General features: G+C 65.3%; 13 protein-coding genes. 6 read left to right on the forward strand and 7 right to left on the reverse strand.

Features of this window, described 5'->3' with window-relative positions; translation table 11 throughout:
- Window positions 1–192 precede the first annotated feature (192 nt).
- The 4 genes from GA0061098_RS20560 to GA0061098_RS20575 all read left to right on the forward strand — a co-directional run bounded on the left by GA0061098_RS20560 (window position 193) and on the right by GA0061098_RS20575 (window position 3157).
- A complete protein-coding gene (locus GA0061098_RS20560) occupies window positions 193–612 on the forward strand; it encodes an organic hydroperoxide resistance protein (RefSeq protein ID WP_091960354.1) in 420 nt (139 codons plus the stop codon).
- Window positions 613–649: 37 nt separating this feature from the next.
- Window positions 650–1678, forward strand: a complete 1029-nt coding sequence (locus GA0061098_RS20565) for an alpha/beta fold hydrolase (protein WP_091960071.1) — start codon at window positions 650–652, stop codon at window positions 1676–1678.
- 72 nt (window positions 1679–1750) lie between these two features.
- Window positions 1751–2314 carry a cytochrome P460 family protein gene (locus GA0061098_RS20570; protein WP_091960074.1) on the forward strand — a complete coding sequence of 188 codons (564 nt, stop codon included), beginning with the start codon at window positions 1751–1753 and terminating at the stop codon, window positions 2312–2314.
- Between the two features lie 18 nt (window positions 2315–2332).
- Window positions 2333–3157, forward strand: a complete 825-nt coding sequence (locus GA0061098_RS20575; protein ID WP_091960078.1) for an SDR family NAD(P)-dependent oxidoreductase — start codon at window positions 2333–2335, stop codon at window positions 3155–3157.
- Between the two features lie 10 nt (window positions 3158–3167).
- Here GA0061098_RS20575 and GA0061098_RS20580 read toward each other — a convergent pair whose 3' ends face one another.
- The gene (locus tag GA0061098_RS20580) at window positions 3168–6677 is read right to left on the reverse strand and encodes a PAS domain-containing hybrid sensor histidine kinase/response regulator (protein WP_091960081.1); all 3510 of its coding nucleotides are present in this window, start codon (window positions 6675–6677) and stop codon (window positions 3168–3170) included.
- Between the two features lie 365 nt (window positions 6678–7042).
- The gene (gene hemA / locus GA0061098_RS20585; protein ID WP_091960356.1) at window positions 7043–8272 is read right to left on the reverse strand and encodes a 5-aminolevulinate synthase; all 1230 of its coding nucleotides are present in this window, start codon (window positions 8270–8272) and stop codon (window positions 7043–7045) included.
- A 341-nt stretch (window positions 8273–8613) separates the two neighbouring features.
- Here hemA and aroQ point away from each other — a divergent pair, with 341 nt between their 5' ends.
- The gene (gene aroQ / locus GA0061098_RS20590) at window positions 8614–9045 is read left to right on the forward strand and encodes a type II 3-dehydroquinate dehydratase (protein WP_091960086.1); all 432 of its coding nucleotides are present in this window, start codon (window positions 8614–8616) and stop codon (window positions 9043–9045) included.
- A 34-nt stretch (window positions 9046–9079) separates the two neighbouring features.
- Here the strand turns inward: aroQ and GA0061098_RS20595 are convergent, their stop codons facing one another.
- The 4 genes from GA0061098_RS20595 to GA0061098_RS20610 form a co-directional block, all read right to left on the reverse strand.
- Window positions 9080–10141, reverse strand: coding sequence for an MBL fold metallo-hydrolase (locus tag GA0061098_RS20595; protein ID WP_091960091.1), 1062 nt, complete (start codon window positions 10139–10141; stop codon window positions 9080–9082).
- 238 nt (window positions 10142–10379) lie between these two features.
- Window positions 10380–12530 (reverse strand): methyl-accepting chemotaxis protein, encoded by a 2151-nt coding sequence (locus tag GA0061098_RS20600; RefSeq protein ID WP_091960095.1) that lies wholly within the window; start codon window positions 12528–12530, stop codon window positions 10380–10382.
- Between the two features lie 164 nt (window positions 12531–12694).
- The gene (locus GA0061098_RS20605) at window positions 12695–13420 is read right to left on the reverse strand and encodes an outer membrane protein (RefSeq protein ID WP_091960359.1); all 726 of its coding nucleotides are present in this window, start codon (window positions 13418–13420) and stop codon (window positions 12695–12697) included.
- A gap of 224 nt (window positions 13421–13644) precedes the next feature.
- The gene (locus tag GA0061098_RS20610) at window positions 13645–13965 is read right to left on the reverse strand and encodes a hypothetical protein (RefSeq protein ID WP_091960100.1); all 321 of its coding nucleotides are present in this window, start codon (window positions 13963–13965) and stop codon (window positions 13645–13647) included.
- Between the two features lie 210 nt (window positions 13966–14175).
- Between GA0061098_RS20610 and GA0061098_RS20615 the strand changes: the two genes are divergently transcribed.
- Entirely contained in the window at window positions 14176–14460 is a 285-nt protein-coding gene (locus GA0061098_RS20615; protein ID WP_028139867.1) for a hypothetical protein, read from the forward strand.
- A 15-nt stretch (window positions 14461–14475) separates the two neighbouring features.
- On the opposite strand, the gene GA0061098_RS20620 is transcribed toward GA0061098_RS20615, so the two are convergent.
- Window positions 14476–15414 carry an AEC family transporter gene (locus GA0061098_RS20620; protein ID WP_091960103.1) on the reverse strand — a complete coding sequence of 313 codons (939 nt, stop codon included), beginning with the start codon at window positions 15412–15414 and terminating at the stop codon, window positions 14476–14478.
- Window positions 15415–15444: the final 30 nt, after the last annotated feature.

Here is a 15444-nt window from a genome sequence, read left to right on the forward strand (position 1 = left end):
TCTTGGGTCCCTTCGACAGGACCCGATAGCCAGATGATCGCGATCCGGCAAGGCCGCCGCTGCATCGGCATCAGACCGCGGGTGCAGGCCTTGTTAAGCGCGCGAGGTCTGACCTCACAACTTCTCACAACTCCCAACGGGTGTCCTGCACCGGCCACTGCTAGTCAGTTGCGCAACGGAAAGGACAGCTCCATGACGCAGGCGGCAAAAATACTCTACACGGCCAAGACCCACACGAGCGGCGGGCGAGGCGACGGCATATCGCGCAGCTCCGACGGCCGCCTCGACGTCAAGCTGTCGCCGCCGGGCGCCGCAGGCATCGGCACCAATCCCGAGCAATTGTTCGCCGCCGGCTGGTCGGCCTGCTTCGAAGGCGCGATGGAGATCGCGGCGCGCAAGCAGAAGATCGAGCTTCCCAGGAAATGCGCGATCGATGCGGAAATCGATCTCGTGCTCGACGAGGGCGCCTATTCGCTCCGGGCGCGCCTCAATGTCAGCCTGCCGGGCCTCGACCCCGAGACCGCGCGCGGCATCATCGATGACGCGCATCAGACCTGCCCCTATTCCAAGGCCGTTCGCGGCAACGTCGACGTCACGGTCGCGCTGATCTGACGCACCATCACCAACCATCAAAAAAGGTAGCACCACCATGAAGCAGATCATCGACCAGCATCGCCGCCAGTTCTTTGGCGTCGCCGCCGGAAGCGTCGCCGTCGGCCTCGGCGTGATCGACCTCGCGCGCGCTGAGACCGAAGCGCCGAAATCGTCCGCATCGACTGCTTCCTTCGGCACGATCAAGCAGATCGATGCCGGCGTCCTCGATGTCGGCTATGCCGAGGCGGGTCCTTCGAACGGTCCCGTGGCGATCCTGCTGCACGGTTGGCCCTACGACATTCACGCCTTTGTCGACGTCGCGCCGATCCTGGCCAAGGCCGGTTATCGCGTGATCATCCCTCACTTGCGCGGCTACGGCACGACGCATTTCCTTTCCAGCGAGACGCCGCGCAACGGCGAGCCTGTCGCGATGGCGGCCGACGTCATCGCACTGATGGACAAGCTCGATATCAAGAAGGCGGTCGTCGCCGGCTTCGATTGGGGCGCGCGCACCGCCGACATCATCGCCGCGCTGTGGCCGGAGCGCTGCCGCGCGCTGGTGTCGGTCAGCGGTTATCTGATCTCCAGCCAGGCCGCCGGCAACGCGCCGTTGCCGCCGTCCGCCGAGCTGCAATGGTGGTATCAGTTCTATTTCGCGACCGAGCGCGGCCGTGCCGGATACGAGAAGTACACCCATGATTTCGCCAGGCTGATCTGGAAGCTCGCCTCACCGCAATGGAAGTTCGACGACGCCACCTTCAACCGAAGTGCGGCGGCGCTGGACAACAAAGATCATGTCGCGATCACGATCCATAATTATCGCTGGCGGCTCGGGCTCGCCCAGGGCGAGGCGAAATACGAGCATCTCGAAAAGAAGCTGGCGGCGGCTCCCGTCATCGACGTGCCGACGATCACGATGGAGGGCGACGCCAACGGCGCGCCGCATCCCGACCCCAGCGCCCATGCCAAGAAGTTCTCGGGCCGATACGAGTTTCGCCTGATCACCGGCGGCATCGGCCACAATTTGCCGCAGGAAGCGCCACAGGCCTTTGCCAAGGCCGTCATCGACGCCGACGGCGCCTGAGCATCTATCAGCACCTCGGTCCAGCCGGGCTGGACCGAGGATCGCCCATTGAACCCAGCTTGATGAATCGTCATGACGCCAGCCGAACCTGAAAAGAAAAAATCTCCTTACACCGCGATGATCGTGCTCGCCGTGGTCCTCCTCGTCGTGCTCCTGACATGCGTGCCGTATCTCGTCACGATCGCTTCGGCGGAGGGGCCGGCGGCACGCGATACGGCGAACGCCTCGCCGATCTTCGGCGTCACGATTCCGCCGGGCTACAAGCAGTGGGAGCTGATCGCGCCGGCCGAAGAGGCGGCGCCGCTCGACGAGCTTCGCGCTGTGGTCGGCAACCAGACTGCAATCGACGCGTATCAAGCCGGCAAGCTGCCGTTCCCCGACGGCACCATTCTGGTCAAGCGCGCCTGGAAGCGCAAACAGTCGCCGGAGTTCGCGTCCGCGACCATTCCCGGTGCCGCCACCACGGTCCAGGTGATGGTCAAGGATTCCAAGAAATATGCCGCGACAGGCGGCTGGGGTTTCGGCCGTTTTATCAACGGCAAGCCGGTCGACGAGGCCCAGCACCGCACCTGCTGGGGCTGTCACGAAGCTCGCGCCAAGAGCCGCGATTACGTCTTCACGCGGCTGGCGCCTTAAGGTCATCTGGAGATCGAGATGTCGAAGACATGGTTCGTCAGCGGCGCCTCGCGCGGTCTTGGTCGCGCCATCGTGGAAGCAGCACTCACGGCGGGAGATCGCGTGCTTGCTTCGGCCCGGAACCCCAAGCCGCTCGAACCGTCGCTTGCGCGCTTCGGCGAAACGCTTCAGCTTGCATCGCTGGACGTGACCGACGAGGCGGCAGCGCACGCGGCCATCGGACTTGCCGTGAAGACGTTCGGCGGCGTCGATGTGGTGGTGAACAATGCCGGTTACGGCGACCTCGGATCGGTCGAGGACACCAGCCTGGATTCGTTCCGTCAGCAGATCGAGGCCAACCTGATCGGCACCATCATCGTCACCAAGGCGGCGATCCCCGTGCTGCGCCGGCAGGGCCATGGGCACATCGTGCAGGTCTCGTCCGTCGGCGGCCGCATCGGTGCGCCGGCACGCGCGGCCTATTCGGCCGCGAAATGGGGGATCGAAGGTTTTTCGGAATCGCTGGCGCGTGAGATGGCGCTGATCGGCGTGCGTGTGACGATCGTCGAGCCCGGCGGATTCAGGACGGGCTTTGCCCAGGCCGCGCATGCGACGGACGAAGGACGCCCGGAGTACGACGCCGTCGTCGGCGCTGCGGTCAGGATGCAGCGCGATTACGATGGCCGCCAGCCCGGCGACCCCGCTAAGGCCGCCGCCGTGGTGCTGAAGCTCGCAGATATGAAACGCCCACCACTGCGCATCGCTCTCGGCAGCGATGCCGTGAACGCCATCGCTGCGACGGATCGGCTCCGACTCGAAGAACTGGAGAAGTGGCGAGCGCTCAGTGTCTCGACCGACTATTGACCGGCGCGTCCTACTCCGCCGCCACCATCTGCTGCGTGCGCCACTGGCCGAGCAGGGCGCGGAGCGAGGCCGGCTTGACCGGCTTGTTGAGCACCGCGACCTTCTCGTCGCGCGCAGCCACCTGCACGGCGGGGCTGCGGTCGGCAGTGATCAGGATCGCGGGAATGGCGTCGCCGAAGCGACGGCGGATGTCGCGGATGGCGGCGATGCCGTTGCCGCGGTCGAGATGATAGTCGACCAGGAGGCCGGTGACGCGCCGTCCAGCCGTCTCGATGGCGGCGATCGCGCCTTCGGGATCGGCGACCGCGATCACTTCGGCGTCCCAGGCCTTCAGCAGCGTGCGCATGCCGTCGAGGATCGCCGCATCATTCTCGATACAGACGATCAGGGCGCCTGAAATCGGCGTGCGCGCCAGCGGCGTCGCGCTGGTCACGGCGGCGGTGTGGGTGATCGCCTTTGCCGTCGGCACGGTCACAGAGAATACCGAGCCGCCGCTGACATTGCCGTCGATGGCGATGCCGTGCTTGAGCACCCGCGCGAGGCGTTCGACGATCGACAGGCCGAGCCCCAGCCCGCGCGCGATTCGCGCGCCCTGCTCGAGGCGGTGAAATTCCTTGAAGATCTCACCGCGCTTGACCGGCGGGATGCCGACGCCGGTGTCGTAGACGCAGATCTTGAGCGAAGGGCCTTGCCGGCGACAGCCGACCAGCACGCGTCCGCGCGGGGTGTATTTGATCGCGTTCGAGATCAGGTTCTGCAGCAGGCGCCGCAGCAGGAGTCGGTCCGATTCGACCGGCAGCGAGCACGGCACGAAGGCGAGCTCCAGGTTCTTGGCGCGCGCGATCGGCGCGAACTCGATCTCCAGCGAGCGCATCAGATCGGCCATCTTGAAGCTCGAGATCGAGGTCGTCATCGCGCCGGCGTCCAGCCGCGAGATGTCCAGCAGCGCCCCGAGGATCTCCTCGATCGCCTGCAGGGATTCGTCGATGTTCTCGACCAGCCGCGTCTCCTCGCCGCTGTGCTGGCGCTCGACCAGGCTCGTGACATAGAGCCGCGCCGCGTTCAGCGGCTGGAGAATGTCGTGACTGGCGGCGGCGAGGAAGCGCGTCTTGGAGATGCTGGCGTCTTCCGCGGCGCTCTTGGCCAGCGCCAGCTCGGAGTTCAGCCGCGTCAATTCCTCAGTGCGGTCGCGGACGCGCTTTTCCAGTGTCGCGTTGGCGCGCTCCAGTGCTTCCGCCGCTTCGAAGGTCGGCGTGACATCGGTGAAGGTGATGACGAAGCCGCCGCCGGGCATGCGGTTGGTGAGCACCTCGATCACCATGTGGCGTTCCGGCAGGCGTTCGAGATATGGCTCGCTGTCGGTGGTGTAGGCGGCGAGGCGCCGCTCCAGCATGGCCTCGCGCTCGACCGGGTCGTCCGGATCGCTCACGGCGATGAATTCCAGGATCTCGCGCAGCGGCTCGCCGAACTGGACGATATGCGGGGGCACATTGAGGAGATCGCCGAACTGCCGGTTGGAGCAGATCAGCTGCAGATCGGCATCGAACACGGCGATGCCCTGGCGCACGTGGTTGAGTGCGGTCTGCAGGATCTCGCGGTTGAAATGCAGGGCCGCGTGCGAGTCGTCGAGCAGCTTGAGTGCGGCCTTGGCCGAGACCGTGCGCTTGCGCAGCAGCAGCGACATCACGAGACGCGAGGAGGCCGCGCCGATCGAGGAGGCGATCAAATGCTCGGCGTGCTGCAACAGCTCGAAATCGGCGGGCGCTCCAGCCTCCAGCCGCACGTTGCGCCGTGCGGAGAATGCCTCGAAGGAATGCCGGGCGCGGTCGGGTCCGAGATATTGCGCCACCGTGGTCTGGATGTCCTGCACGGTGACGGTGGTGCGCCAGCGGCGGAAACTCGGTGAGATCGGCGCAAGCGTATTGGGCACGAACAAATCGGCCTGCAGCAGCTCGATGGACGAGGGCCTTCGCGCCAGCGACAGCAGCACATAGGTCAGGATGTTGAGCGCCAGCGACCAGATCACGCCGTGCATCAGCGGAGGCAGATCGGCGCCGAACAGGGCCTGCGGCCGCAGCGCCTCGATGCCGAACGGGCCATGCTGCAGCAGCAGGATGCCTGATGTCGAGGTATCCATGAAGCTCGGGATGAACAGCGTGTAGAGCCACACCGCGAAGCCGACCAGCATGCCGCCGATGGCGCCGCGCGCGGTCGCGCGCCGCCACAGCAGCCCGCCGAAGAAGCTCGGCGCAAGCTGCGCGATGGCGGCAAAGGAGAGCAGGCCGATCGCCACGAGCTGGGTATTGCCGAGCGCGCGATAGTAGAAATAAGCCATCACCATGATGGCGAAGATCGCGAGCCGCCGCGAGCGCAGCAGGAAGTCGCTGAAATCCGCGCCGCCGGCGCGTCCTTCCGGCCGTCGTTGCAGCACCAGCGGCACCACGAGGTCGTTCGAGACCATGATGGAGAGTGCGACGCATTCGACGATCACCATCGCGGTCGCCGCCGACAGGCCGCCGACGAAAATGGCGACGCTGAGAAGCCCCGCACCGCCCTCCATCGGCAGCGCCAGCACGTACATGTCAGGGTCGGCCGCGCCGAACGGGAAGGTGACGAGGCCGGCGAGCGCGATCGGGATCACGAACAGATTGATGGCGACGAGGTAGAGCGGGAACAACCAGCGCGCGCGGCCGACTTCGGCATCCGAGGAGTTCTCGACCACGCTGACGTGGAACTGGCGCGGCAGCAGCATGATCGCGCAGAGCGACAGGAGCGTCATGGTGAGGAAGTTGCCGATCGACGGCGAATAGTTGATGGCGCGCACCGCCTCCGGCGTCTTCATGGCGCGCTCGATCAGTTCGTGCGGCGAGAACATCCAGAAGGTGACGAAGATGCCGGCGGCGAGGAAGGCGACCAGCTTGATGATGGATTCGGTCGCGACCGCCAGCATCAGGCCGTGCTGGTGCTCGGTCGCGTCGGTCTGCCGCGTACCGAACAGCACCGCGAAGGCCGCCATCGCCAGCGTCACCATCAGCGCGACGTCGCCGACGATCGGGATGTGGGAGAAGGCCTGGTCTTCGCTCAGGATCGTTTCGAGCGAGGAGGCGACCGCCTTGAGCTGGAGCGCGATGTAGGGCACCGAGCCGATGATCGCGATCAGGGCGACGGTTGCCGCCACCGCCTGGCTCTTGCCGTAACGGGCTCCGATGAAGTCGGCGATCGAGGTGATGTTGTGGGTTTTCGCCAGCTGGATCACGCGGCGCAACACGCCGGCCCCTAACCCGATCATCAGGATCGGGCCGACATAGATGGCGAGGAAGTCGGTCGAGGCGCGGGTGGCGAAGCCGACCGAGCCGAAGAAGGTCCAGGAGGTGCAGTAGATCGCCAGCGAGAGCGGATAGATCAGCCCGGAGGCACGGCCGCGCCCGGCCGGCGAACGGCGGTCGCCGTGGCTCGCCACCAGGAACAGGAAGCCGATATAGCCGAAGGCGGCGGCGATCACGCCCCAATCGTGCAGCATGGCGAGCGCGCTTCTCCCAGGGCGCTGGCCGCGCCCGAGCTCATTTTCCCAGTAATTCTAGCGCGCTGGACGGAGGGAGGCGACAGCGAAATGCCGCGCGGCGGTGGGAACTGGGGTTGTCGTTAAGCGCATTGCTGGAGGGCCGCCGAGAGAGTCCCCGTGCGGCACCCCCCTCCCTGACCCTCCCCCACAAGGGGGGAGGGAACGGAGAGAGTGTCGATTGTCGCGACGAAGACGAGACAGGGTCGGGTGGCACATCACGTGAGGCGGGCACACCTGTCTCGCTCCCTCCCCCCTTGTGGGGGAGGGTTGGGGAGAGGGGTAGCCACGGGGACGGTGAAAGTTGGACCGAAGAAGGCGAAAGCCTATTCCGCCGCGAGCGACTTCTCGCGCAGCGGCAGGCCGAGGCGGTCCCACACTTGCAGCAGGGCCTCGGCGAGTTGATCGATCAGGCCGTCGTCGTGATAGGGCGAGGGCGTGATGCGCAGCCGCTCGCTGCCCTTGGCGACCGTCGGATAGTTGATCGGCTGGATGTAGATGCCGTGCTCCTCGAGCAGCAGGTCGGACGCCTGCTTGCACTTCTCGGGATCGCCGACGAACAGCGGCACGATGTGGGTGTCGCTCGACATCACCGGCAGGCCGGCGGCGTTGAGGATCGCCTTGACGCGGGCGGCACGGTCCTGGTGGCGCTCGCGCTCCCAGTTCGAGGTCTTCAGGTGCTTGATCGCGGCGGTCGCGGCCGAGCAGATCGCCGGCGGCAGCGCGGTGGTGAAGATGAAGCCCGGGGCATAGGAGCGCACGGCGTCGATGATCTGGCCGTTGGCGGCGATGTAGCCGCCGAGGCAACCGAACGCTTTCGCCAGCGTGCCTTCGAGGATGTCGATGCGATGCATGACGCCGTCACGCTCGGCGATGCCGCCGCCGCGCGGGCCGTACATGCCGACCGCGTGGACTTCGTCGACATAGGTCATCGCATCGTACTTCTCGGCGAGATCGCAGATCTTGGCGAGCGGGGCGACGTCGCCGTCCATGGAATAGAGGCTCTCGCAGACAATCAGCTTTGGCCGACCAGGGCCGGCTGCCTTCAACAGCTCCTCGAGATGCGCAAGATCGTTGTGGCGGAACACGACCCGCTCGCAGCCGGACTGGCGGATGCCCTCGATCATCGAATTGTGGTTGAGCTCGTCCGACAGGATCAGGCAGTTCGGAATGAGTTTTGCGATGGTCGGAATGCCGGTCTGGTTCGAGACATAGCCCGAGGTGAACAGCAGCGCGGCTTCCTTGCCGTGGAGATCGGCGAGCTCGGCCTCGAGCTGGACCAGTGGATGATGCGTGCCGGCGATGTTGCGGGTGCCGCCGGCACCGGTGCCGACGCGCGTCGCGGTCTCGACCATGGCGCCGACCACTTTCGGATGCTGGCCCATGCCGAGGTAATCGTTGGAGCACCAGATCACGACGTCACGCTTGCCCTTGGGCGAGTGCCAGACCGCGTGCGGGAATCGGCCGGCCGTGCGCTCCAGGTCCGCGAACACGCGGTAGCGCCGCTCGGAATGGAGACGATCGAGGGCGGTATCGAAGAACTGGTTGTAATCCATCGGCAAAACCTGCAACGGAACCCGGCCACGGCGGCCGCTCATTTTTAGAGCTTTTCCAGCTCCAATGTCCATGCGCCCGCACACATTTGTGACGAGGCGCGCGGGTCCATTGATAGCGGCGTCTCGCCGGCGATAGTTGATGTGGATCAAACGCCTAACACTGGTCCGCCCGCGGGGACCGAGGGACTTGGGAAAGCCAGGGACCGTTGCGGCCGGCTTGGACATTTTGTCCATGGGGCGCGCTCCGTCCATGATTGCTGAGCCGGTCGCGCCGATGTCGTAGCCTTTGCCTTGGCGAGGCGCGGATCGGCTCGCCAGCAGCTCATGCGAAAGGACGCCCGATGAAGCGAGTCATGATTCTGAACGGTCCCAACCTCAATATGCTCGGCATTCGCGAGCCGCACATCTACGGCACGACGACGCTCGCAGAGGTCAACGCGAGCTGCGAGGCGGCTGCCGCAACGCTCGGGCTCAAGCTCGCCTTCCACCAATCCAACCACGAAGGCGTGCTGGTCGACTTGATCCAGTCGGCGCGGCAGGACGCGGATGCAATCATCATCAATCCGGCCGGCTTTTCCTTCACATCGGTCGCGATCATGGACGCGATCAAGACGTTCGAAGGGCCGGTGCTGGAAGTCCACATCTCCAACATCCACGCCCGCGACGAATATCACCGCCACTCCAAGATCTCGTTCGTGGCGACCGGTGTGATCTGCGGGCTCGGCCCGTTCGGCTACATCGCGGCGCTGCACGCGATCGCGAATATGAAGTGAGATGCCGCCACAAGCCCAGCCATGACGAAGTGACTCACGTCGTCCTGAACTGCAGCACGCCGTCCTTCGTCTCGGCCGTCAGCCGGCCCTCGACGATCATGTAGTTGACGTGGGCGACGAGCTCGCCGGCGGCAAAGCCCATCTGGTGCTCGTCGAGCACATGCTTGTTGAACACGACAGGCACCAAGGCGCGCGAGGTCTGCGGCACCTCGCGGCAGGCTTCCGCGATCAGGCGGCAGCGCTCTTCATGGTGGTCGGCGAGCTGCTTGATGCGGGTCTTCAGTCCGTAGAATGGCACGCCGTGGCCGGGCAACACCAGGACGTCATAGGGCAGCGTCGTGGTGAGGCTGGCGAGCGAGGCCAGATATTCACCGAGCGAATTCTGGTCGGGCTCGACCGCCCAGACGCTGACATTGGGCGAGATCTTGCTCAGCACCTGGTCGGCGGAGAGGAACAGCTTGTCGTCGGCGCAATACAGCATCACCTGGTCGAGCGCGTGGCCGCCGCCGGTGATCACCTTGAAGCGGCGCGTGCCGATCACGACGTCCTCGCCATGGGAGATGCGGCGGTAGGAGGGCGGCAGCACCGAAACGCGCTTGAGATAATCCTGGCCGCGGCCGAGCAGCTTCTCGGTGAGCGACTCGTCCATGCCATGGCGACGGAAGAACAGCCGCTGCGCCTCCTGCCGCTCCGCGGTGCCGCGGTTCTGGTGATAGACCGATTGCAGATATTCGACCTGCGACATCACCAGCGGGCAGTTGAACTGCTCCACGACCCAGCCCGCGAGTCCGACATGGTCGGGGTGGGAGTGGGTGACGATCAGACGCGTGATGTGGACGCCCTTCAGCGGTCCGTCGAACAGCTTGGTCCAGGCCTCAATCGTCTCCTCGTTGCCGAAGCCGGTATCCACCATCGCATAACCGTCGCCGTCGGCGAGCAGGTAGATGTTCACGTGGTTGAGGCGGAACGGCAGCTTCAGCCGCGCCCACAACACGCCGGGCCTGACCTCCACGACCTCGTCGTGGCCGGGGTGCTGTTCCCAGGGGTAGCGCAGGGCCTCGGCTGAGGACTGTGCGGTGTCGGTTTTTGCGTTCATGCATTATCGGTACCCGCACATACGGCGGGACGCCAGCCGAAAAAGGACCGTCCGTGGTATCCGCATGGCGGTCATACCGGGCGGCGTTTTTCCGCGTCTCGGTTGAAGCGCCAAAAAGGGCAGTCATTCCGGGGCGCGCGAAAGCGCGAACTCAGGTGCGCGGTTGCGCACCTGAGAATCCCGAGATTGTGGTCCGAGATTCCGGGTTCGCCTCTTCGAGGCGCCCCGGAATGACAAATCAGGCCGCCCGCATGTTGTTGAGGAACGCGTCGATCTCTCCGCGCAGCATGTCGGCTTCGCGGCGGAGCGCGTCGGAGGCGCCCAGCACTTCGTTTGCCGCGGCGCCGGCTTCGGCCGAGGCGGTGGAGACGCCGACGATGTTGCTGGAGACTTCGCTGGTGCCGCCGGCGGCATGCTGGATGTTGCGCGCGATCTCGCGGGTGGCGGCGCCCTGCTCCTCGACTGCGGCCGCGATCGTCGTGGTCACATTGTCGATCTCGCCGATGATCCGGCCGATGCCCTGGATGGCGCCGACCGCCGATGTCGTGATCTCCTGCATGCTGGCGATCTGGGTGCGGATTTCCTCCGTGGCCTTGGCGGTCTGGCTCGCGAGGCTCTTCACCTCGGAGGCAACCACCGCAAAGCCGCGGCCGGCCTCGCCCGCACGCGCCGCCTCGATGGTGGCGTTGAGCGCGAGCAGATTGGTCTGCGAGGCAATGGTCTGGATCAGGTCGACGACGACGCTGATGCGGCTCGCGCTGTCGGCAAGGCTCTGCACCGTGGTGTCGGTGGCGCCGGCCTCGTCGACCGCCTTCTTGGCGATCGCGGCCGAGGTCACGACCTGCTTGCTGATCTCCTCGATCGAGGACGACAGCTGCTCGGTGCCTGACGACACGGTCTGCACGTTGACCGAGGTCTCCTCGGCGGCGGAGGCGACCGCGTTGACCAGCGCGTTGGACTGGTCGGCTGTGGTCGACATGCTCTGCGCGGTCGATTGCATCGAATTGGCCGACTGCGCCAGATTGTCGAGCGCGGAGCGCACGGTGCTTTCGAATTCGGCGATCTTCGCTTCCATGCGCGCGGCCCGCTCGGCCTTGGCGATACGGTCCTTGTCCTGCTCGCCGGCGAGCGCCCGGGCTTCGATCATGCTGTCGCGGAATACGGTCAGCGTTTCCTTCATCACGCCGATCTCGTCGTTCTGCCGGGAGCGGACGATCTCGGTGTCGAGGTCGCCGGCCGACAGCAGCTGCATGGCGCGCTGAAGCTCACGGATGCGGCGCAGGATGTTGCGGCCGACATAGAGCCACACGAACAGCGCCGAGCCGACCAGCATCAAGCAGCCGAGCGCCAGCATCACGGTGGTCGCGAGCGAGGTCTCCTGCTGCGCCTGCGAGGTCGAGGCGTTGGTCTCTTTCTGCACGCCGTCGACGAGCTGTTGCACGCTGATGCCGAGGCCGACATTGAGCTTGCGCGTCTCGTCCAGGATGGTCTGGCCGTAATCGACCGAGTCGAGCTCCTTCTCACGCAGATTGAACACGCCGGTCTTGCCGGTGCCGAGCGCGAGCAGCTTCTCCGCCGTCTCGCGCAGCATCTTGTTGCCCTGATTGTCCGGCAACAGATCGAGGTTCGACCGCAGGCGTCCCTGTGCCGTCTTGAATTCCTTCTGGATGTCGTCGAGCTTGTCGCTCGTGTTCGCCGACAGTGCCGCACTCATGTTGGCGGCTGCGAGATTGCCGCTGGCGACGACGTTGCCGAGCTGGCCGACGGTCTGCGCGGCATCGTTGGCATCTGCGGCGGACAGGTCGGCCGAGCCAAGAATGGCGTTGACCCGGGTCTGCGCGTCGAGCATCGCCGGACTGGCCGCGCCGACGAAGGCGCCCTGCGCGCTGCGCAGCGCATCATATTGCTTGTCATGGAGGGCGGCGATATCGAGCCGCTCGCGGGCGGCCTTGGCGAGGCTCTGCGCCGCCTCGTTGATGCTCTTCATCGTCTCGCTGAGTCCAGAGACGACGGCCTTGTCGCCGCCGAGCCCGATGATCTCGGTGAGCTTCTGCTGCGTCTGCTCCTGCAGCTCCTTGAGCTTCTTGGTGCGCTCGTTCAGAGCTTCCTCGCTTTGAGCCGCGAGCAGGGCTGGTCCCTGTGCCGCAAGGCTCGCGCTCAATGCCGACAATTGCAGGCTGGCGGTGAGGCGCGGAATGTCCCGCCTGCTCAGCTCGGTCATCCGTCCGCCGAGATTCTGCAGCGCCAGGCCGGCGCCGGCTGCGATCACGAGGCCCATGCCGGCGACCACTGCAAAGGCCGCGAACAGGCTGCCGCGCACGCCCCAGGTCGGCAGTTTGAAGCGAGGCAGAAAACGGCCCAAACGGCCAAGCCCCAGACGGATCGCCATCGAAAATTCCCCCAGCTCTTGCTTATCTTTGTGGTCGGCAGTATCCGCACGGCGGGTTAAAAATTCGCAATCTCCGCAAACGGTTGCGCCTGTTCCGCACAGCGAAAAAAGAAGGGCCGGCGAAATCGCCGGCCCTTCCGTCATGGTAAGGTTGTGGTAACCGATTAGTAGCGCGCGACGGCCGGGCTTGCCCAGTTGAAGCGGTAGTTGACGCCCGCCTTGATGGTGTGGTCGTCGGTGGTGAAGCTGCCGGTGCCCGCGAGCGGGCCGCCGGTGAAGCTCGAGTCGCCGAAATTGTAGTACTGGTACTCGGCCTTGGCCGACCAGTTCGGGGCGAACATGTATTCGAGGCCGGCGCCGACTGTGTAGCCGTTGCGGTGATCGCCGGTGATGACGAACGCGGTCGGCACGCCGCCGACGGTCACCTTCTCGTTGTTGTCCGAATAGGCGTAGCCGCCCTTCACATAGAGGAGGCCGGGGCCCCAGGTGTAGCCGACGCGGCCGGTGATCGAGCCGAGGCCACGCTGGTCGTTGGTGTAGGCGATGCCGCCCGGAAACACGGCACCGACGCTGCCGGAGAGCCAGGAATACTGGCCTTCGACGCCGACCACGAAGTTCGGGTGGAACTGCCAGTCCCCACCGACCTGCACGCCGCCGAGGAAGCGGCCGTTGCCGTTGTTGCCGGTGGAAAGGCCGTTGAAATTGTTGTCGCTGGAGAACGCGCCGCCGACATGGCCGCCGATGTAGAAACCGGTCCAGTTGTAGATCGGCGCGGCATAGGCTGGCGCGGGCGACTTGTAATAGTTGCGGTTGCCGAGATCGGCACCGACGGCCGGTGCAGCAGCGCCCACCACGAGCAGCGCAACGGTCGCAAACAGAATCTTCTTCATCGTCTTGAACTCCGACACTTAAGGTCCCCGGCAGGCGCGCTTTCCGCGCCGCGTTGGTTTTGCAGATAGCTTCCTTTTGACGAAAATGCTGTCACATGCATGGCACAGCGCGACCCAACCTAACTTATTGGGCTGCAAATGATTTTCGTGCTTAACGCTGGCTTAAGAAGTGGTGAAGGAAGGCTTAATTTCGCAGCCCTTCGGTAACCTCTGGGCGTCCTTCGTTAACCAAGACGCCGTCGCGCCTCGTTGCGCATCTGCTCGCGGAACGCCGCGCGCTTTGCGGGGCGGTCTTCCTCGCGCACGTCATGCCGATCGAAGATGTCGAACTTCTCCAGGATGGGATAGCGCTCGCTCGCCATCGCAAGCACGCGCAGCACCTTGGTCGCCTCCGGCGTCGGGCCGCTCACCTCCCAGCGTCGGATGGTGTCGCCGCCGCCTTTCTCCGGCAATCCGCAGAGCTTCGCCATATCGGCCGCCGTGAGCTTCCGATCGAGGACATCGGAGAGGTCGGCGCGGAGTTGCTTCAGTTCGGGCCCTGTCATGTCGCCTCAATACGCGAAGTCGCTGAGGGCAATGCCCTAGCGCTGATTCGGGTCCATCCGAAGGCGGGCATGATCCGTCCGAAGCGGAGGTGACGAACGCATTGCTTCGGCACATTCGCCAGCACACGGAGTTATGAACTTGTGCCTATGGACATCGTCCGCTCAATGAACACATGGCACAAGGGGCCCCTAGCGATCGAGGGATCAGCCATGACAAGCATTAAACTCGCCATTGCCGCGCTCATCACGACCGGGCTGCTTGCCGCGCCCTTTGCGGCGGAAGCGAAGAAGGCGCGGTCGAGCCGACACTACAGCACGGGCGTGGTAGCCCCGACCTATGGCGGCGCCGGAGCGCCGGCAGCGCAGCCGAGGGCGTCCTACGGCTCGTCCGGCCAGACGGTCGGAACGGTCACGGCACCGTCGGTCGGATCTTACAATTGGCCCTCGGTCGGCGTGACCAATTCGGCGCCCACCTGGAGCAACACCACGAGATAAGTGCGGCCGTGCGGGTTAGCGCGTGCCGGTCGCCAGACCCGAGAGAAGGTATAGCGCGACCAGCAATGTCGCTACCGACAGCATCGTCGTGACCGAGACCGTGGCCGCGACCAGTTTCTCCTCGACCTTGTGTTCGTGCGCCAGCACGTACACCGTCTTCGCCGTGGGCACGGCGGCGCATATCACGGCGGCGACGGTGTAGAGCGCGTTGAGGCCGGTGATCACACAAAGTCCGTAGACGATCAGCGGCATGATCACGAGCTTGACGACCGCGAGCGCGAACGTTGCCTTCAGGTTGGAGCGCAGGCCCTCGACCGACAGGCCGAGCCCGATGGCAAACAGTGCGCAGGGCGTGAGCGCGGCGGCGATCATGTTGAGATAGGCGGCAACCGGCGCCGGAATCGGCAGGCCCGTAATCGCCCAGACGAGACCGCAAAGCGTCGATAGCACCATCGGATTGAGCAGGATCTGCTTCGCGAGGCCCGCGGACTGCGCGGCCGATCCGCGCGCGTCCCTTTCCAGCAGGATGACCGTGATCGGAAACATCACGGCCGCGACGAATACCGTCGCGACCGCAGCAGGCAGGACGGCGGGCTGGCCGTAGATCGCGTGCAGGATCGGCAGCGCCACGAAGCCGGTATTGGTCATCGCCGCCGCCATGCCATGAATCGTGCTGCTGGCGAGATCATGCTTTCCGCCGGCGCGGATCACCAGGAAGACCAGCGCAAAGCAGACGAGGGAGCCGCCGCCGAACGCGAGCAGGAAACGCCATTCCAGCAGATTACGCGCGGGCTCCTGCGCGATGGTGACGATCAATAGCGCAGGCATTGCCAGGTTGTAGGCGAAATGCACCAGCGCGTCGGAGAGCGAGCGGGAGAGATAGCCGAGCTCGCCGGCCAGCCAGCCGGTGACGATGATCGCGAATACGGGAAGAACGAGGCTCGCGACTTCCATCCGGATTCCCCCCTTGCTGCCAATGGCTGC

This window comes from Bradyrhizobium shewense, assembly GCF_900094605.1.
In the GTDB taxonomy this organism is placed as follows: Bacteria; Pseudomonadota; Alphaproteobacteria; order Rhizobiales; family Xanthobacteraceae; genus Bradyrhizobium; species Bradyrhizobium shewense.

Bases quoted from the DNA above. Each gene is read 5' to 3' on its own strand.
- GA0061098_RS20575 (WP_091960078.1), top strand. From the start codon at position 2,333: ATGTCGAAGACATGGTTCGTCAGCGGCGCCTCGCGCGGTCTTGGTCGC.
- GA0061098_RS20615 (WP_028139867.1), top strand. From the start codon at position 14,176: ATGACAAGCATTAAACTCGCCATTGCCGCGCTCATCACGACCGGGCTG.
- aroQ (WP_091960086.1), top strand. From the start codon at position 8,614: ATGAAGCGAGTCATGATTCTGAACGGTCCCAACCTCAATATGCTCGGC.
- GA0061098_RS20580 (WP_091960081.1), bottom strand. From the start codon at position 6,677: ATGCTGCACGATTGGGGCGTGATCGCCGCCGCCTTCGGCTATATCGGC.
- GA0061098_RS20565 (WP_091960071.1), top strand. From the start codon at position 650: ATGAAGCAGATCATCGACCAGCATCGCCGCCAGTTCTTTGGCGTCGCC.
- GA0061098_RS20560 (WP_091960354.1), top strand. From the start codon at position 193: ATGACGCAGGCGGCAAAAATACTCTACACGGCCAAGACCCACACGAGC.
- hemA (WP_091960356.1), bottom strand. From the start codon at position 8,272: ATGGATTACAACCAGTTCTTCGATACCGCCCTCGATCGTCTCCATTCC.
- GA0061098_RS20605 (WP_091960359.1), bottom strand. From the start codon at position 13,420: ATGAAGAAGATTCTGTTTGCGACCGTTGCGCTGCTCGTGGTGGGCGCT.
- GA0061098_RS20610 (WP_091960100.1), bottom strand. From the start codon at position 13,965: ATGACAGGGCCCGAACTGAAGCAACTCCGCGCCGACCTCTCCGATGTC.
- GA0061098_RS20600 (WP_091960095.1), bottom strand. From the start codon at position 12,530: ATGGCGATCCGTCTGGGGCTTGGCCGTTTGGGCCGTTTTCTGCCTCGC.
- GA0061098_RS20570 (WP_091960074.1), top strand. From the start codon at position 1,751: ATGACGCCAGCCGAACCTGAAAAGAAAAAATCTCCTTACACCGCGATG.
- GA0061098_RS20620 (WP_091960103.1), bottom strand. From the start codon at position 15,414: ATGGAAGTCGCGAGCCTCGTTCTTCCCGTATTCGCGATCATCGTCACC.
- GA0061098_RS20595 (WP_091960091.1), bottom strand. From the start codon at position 10,141: ATGAACGCAAAAACCGACACCGCACAGTCCTCAGCCGAGGCCCTGCGC.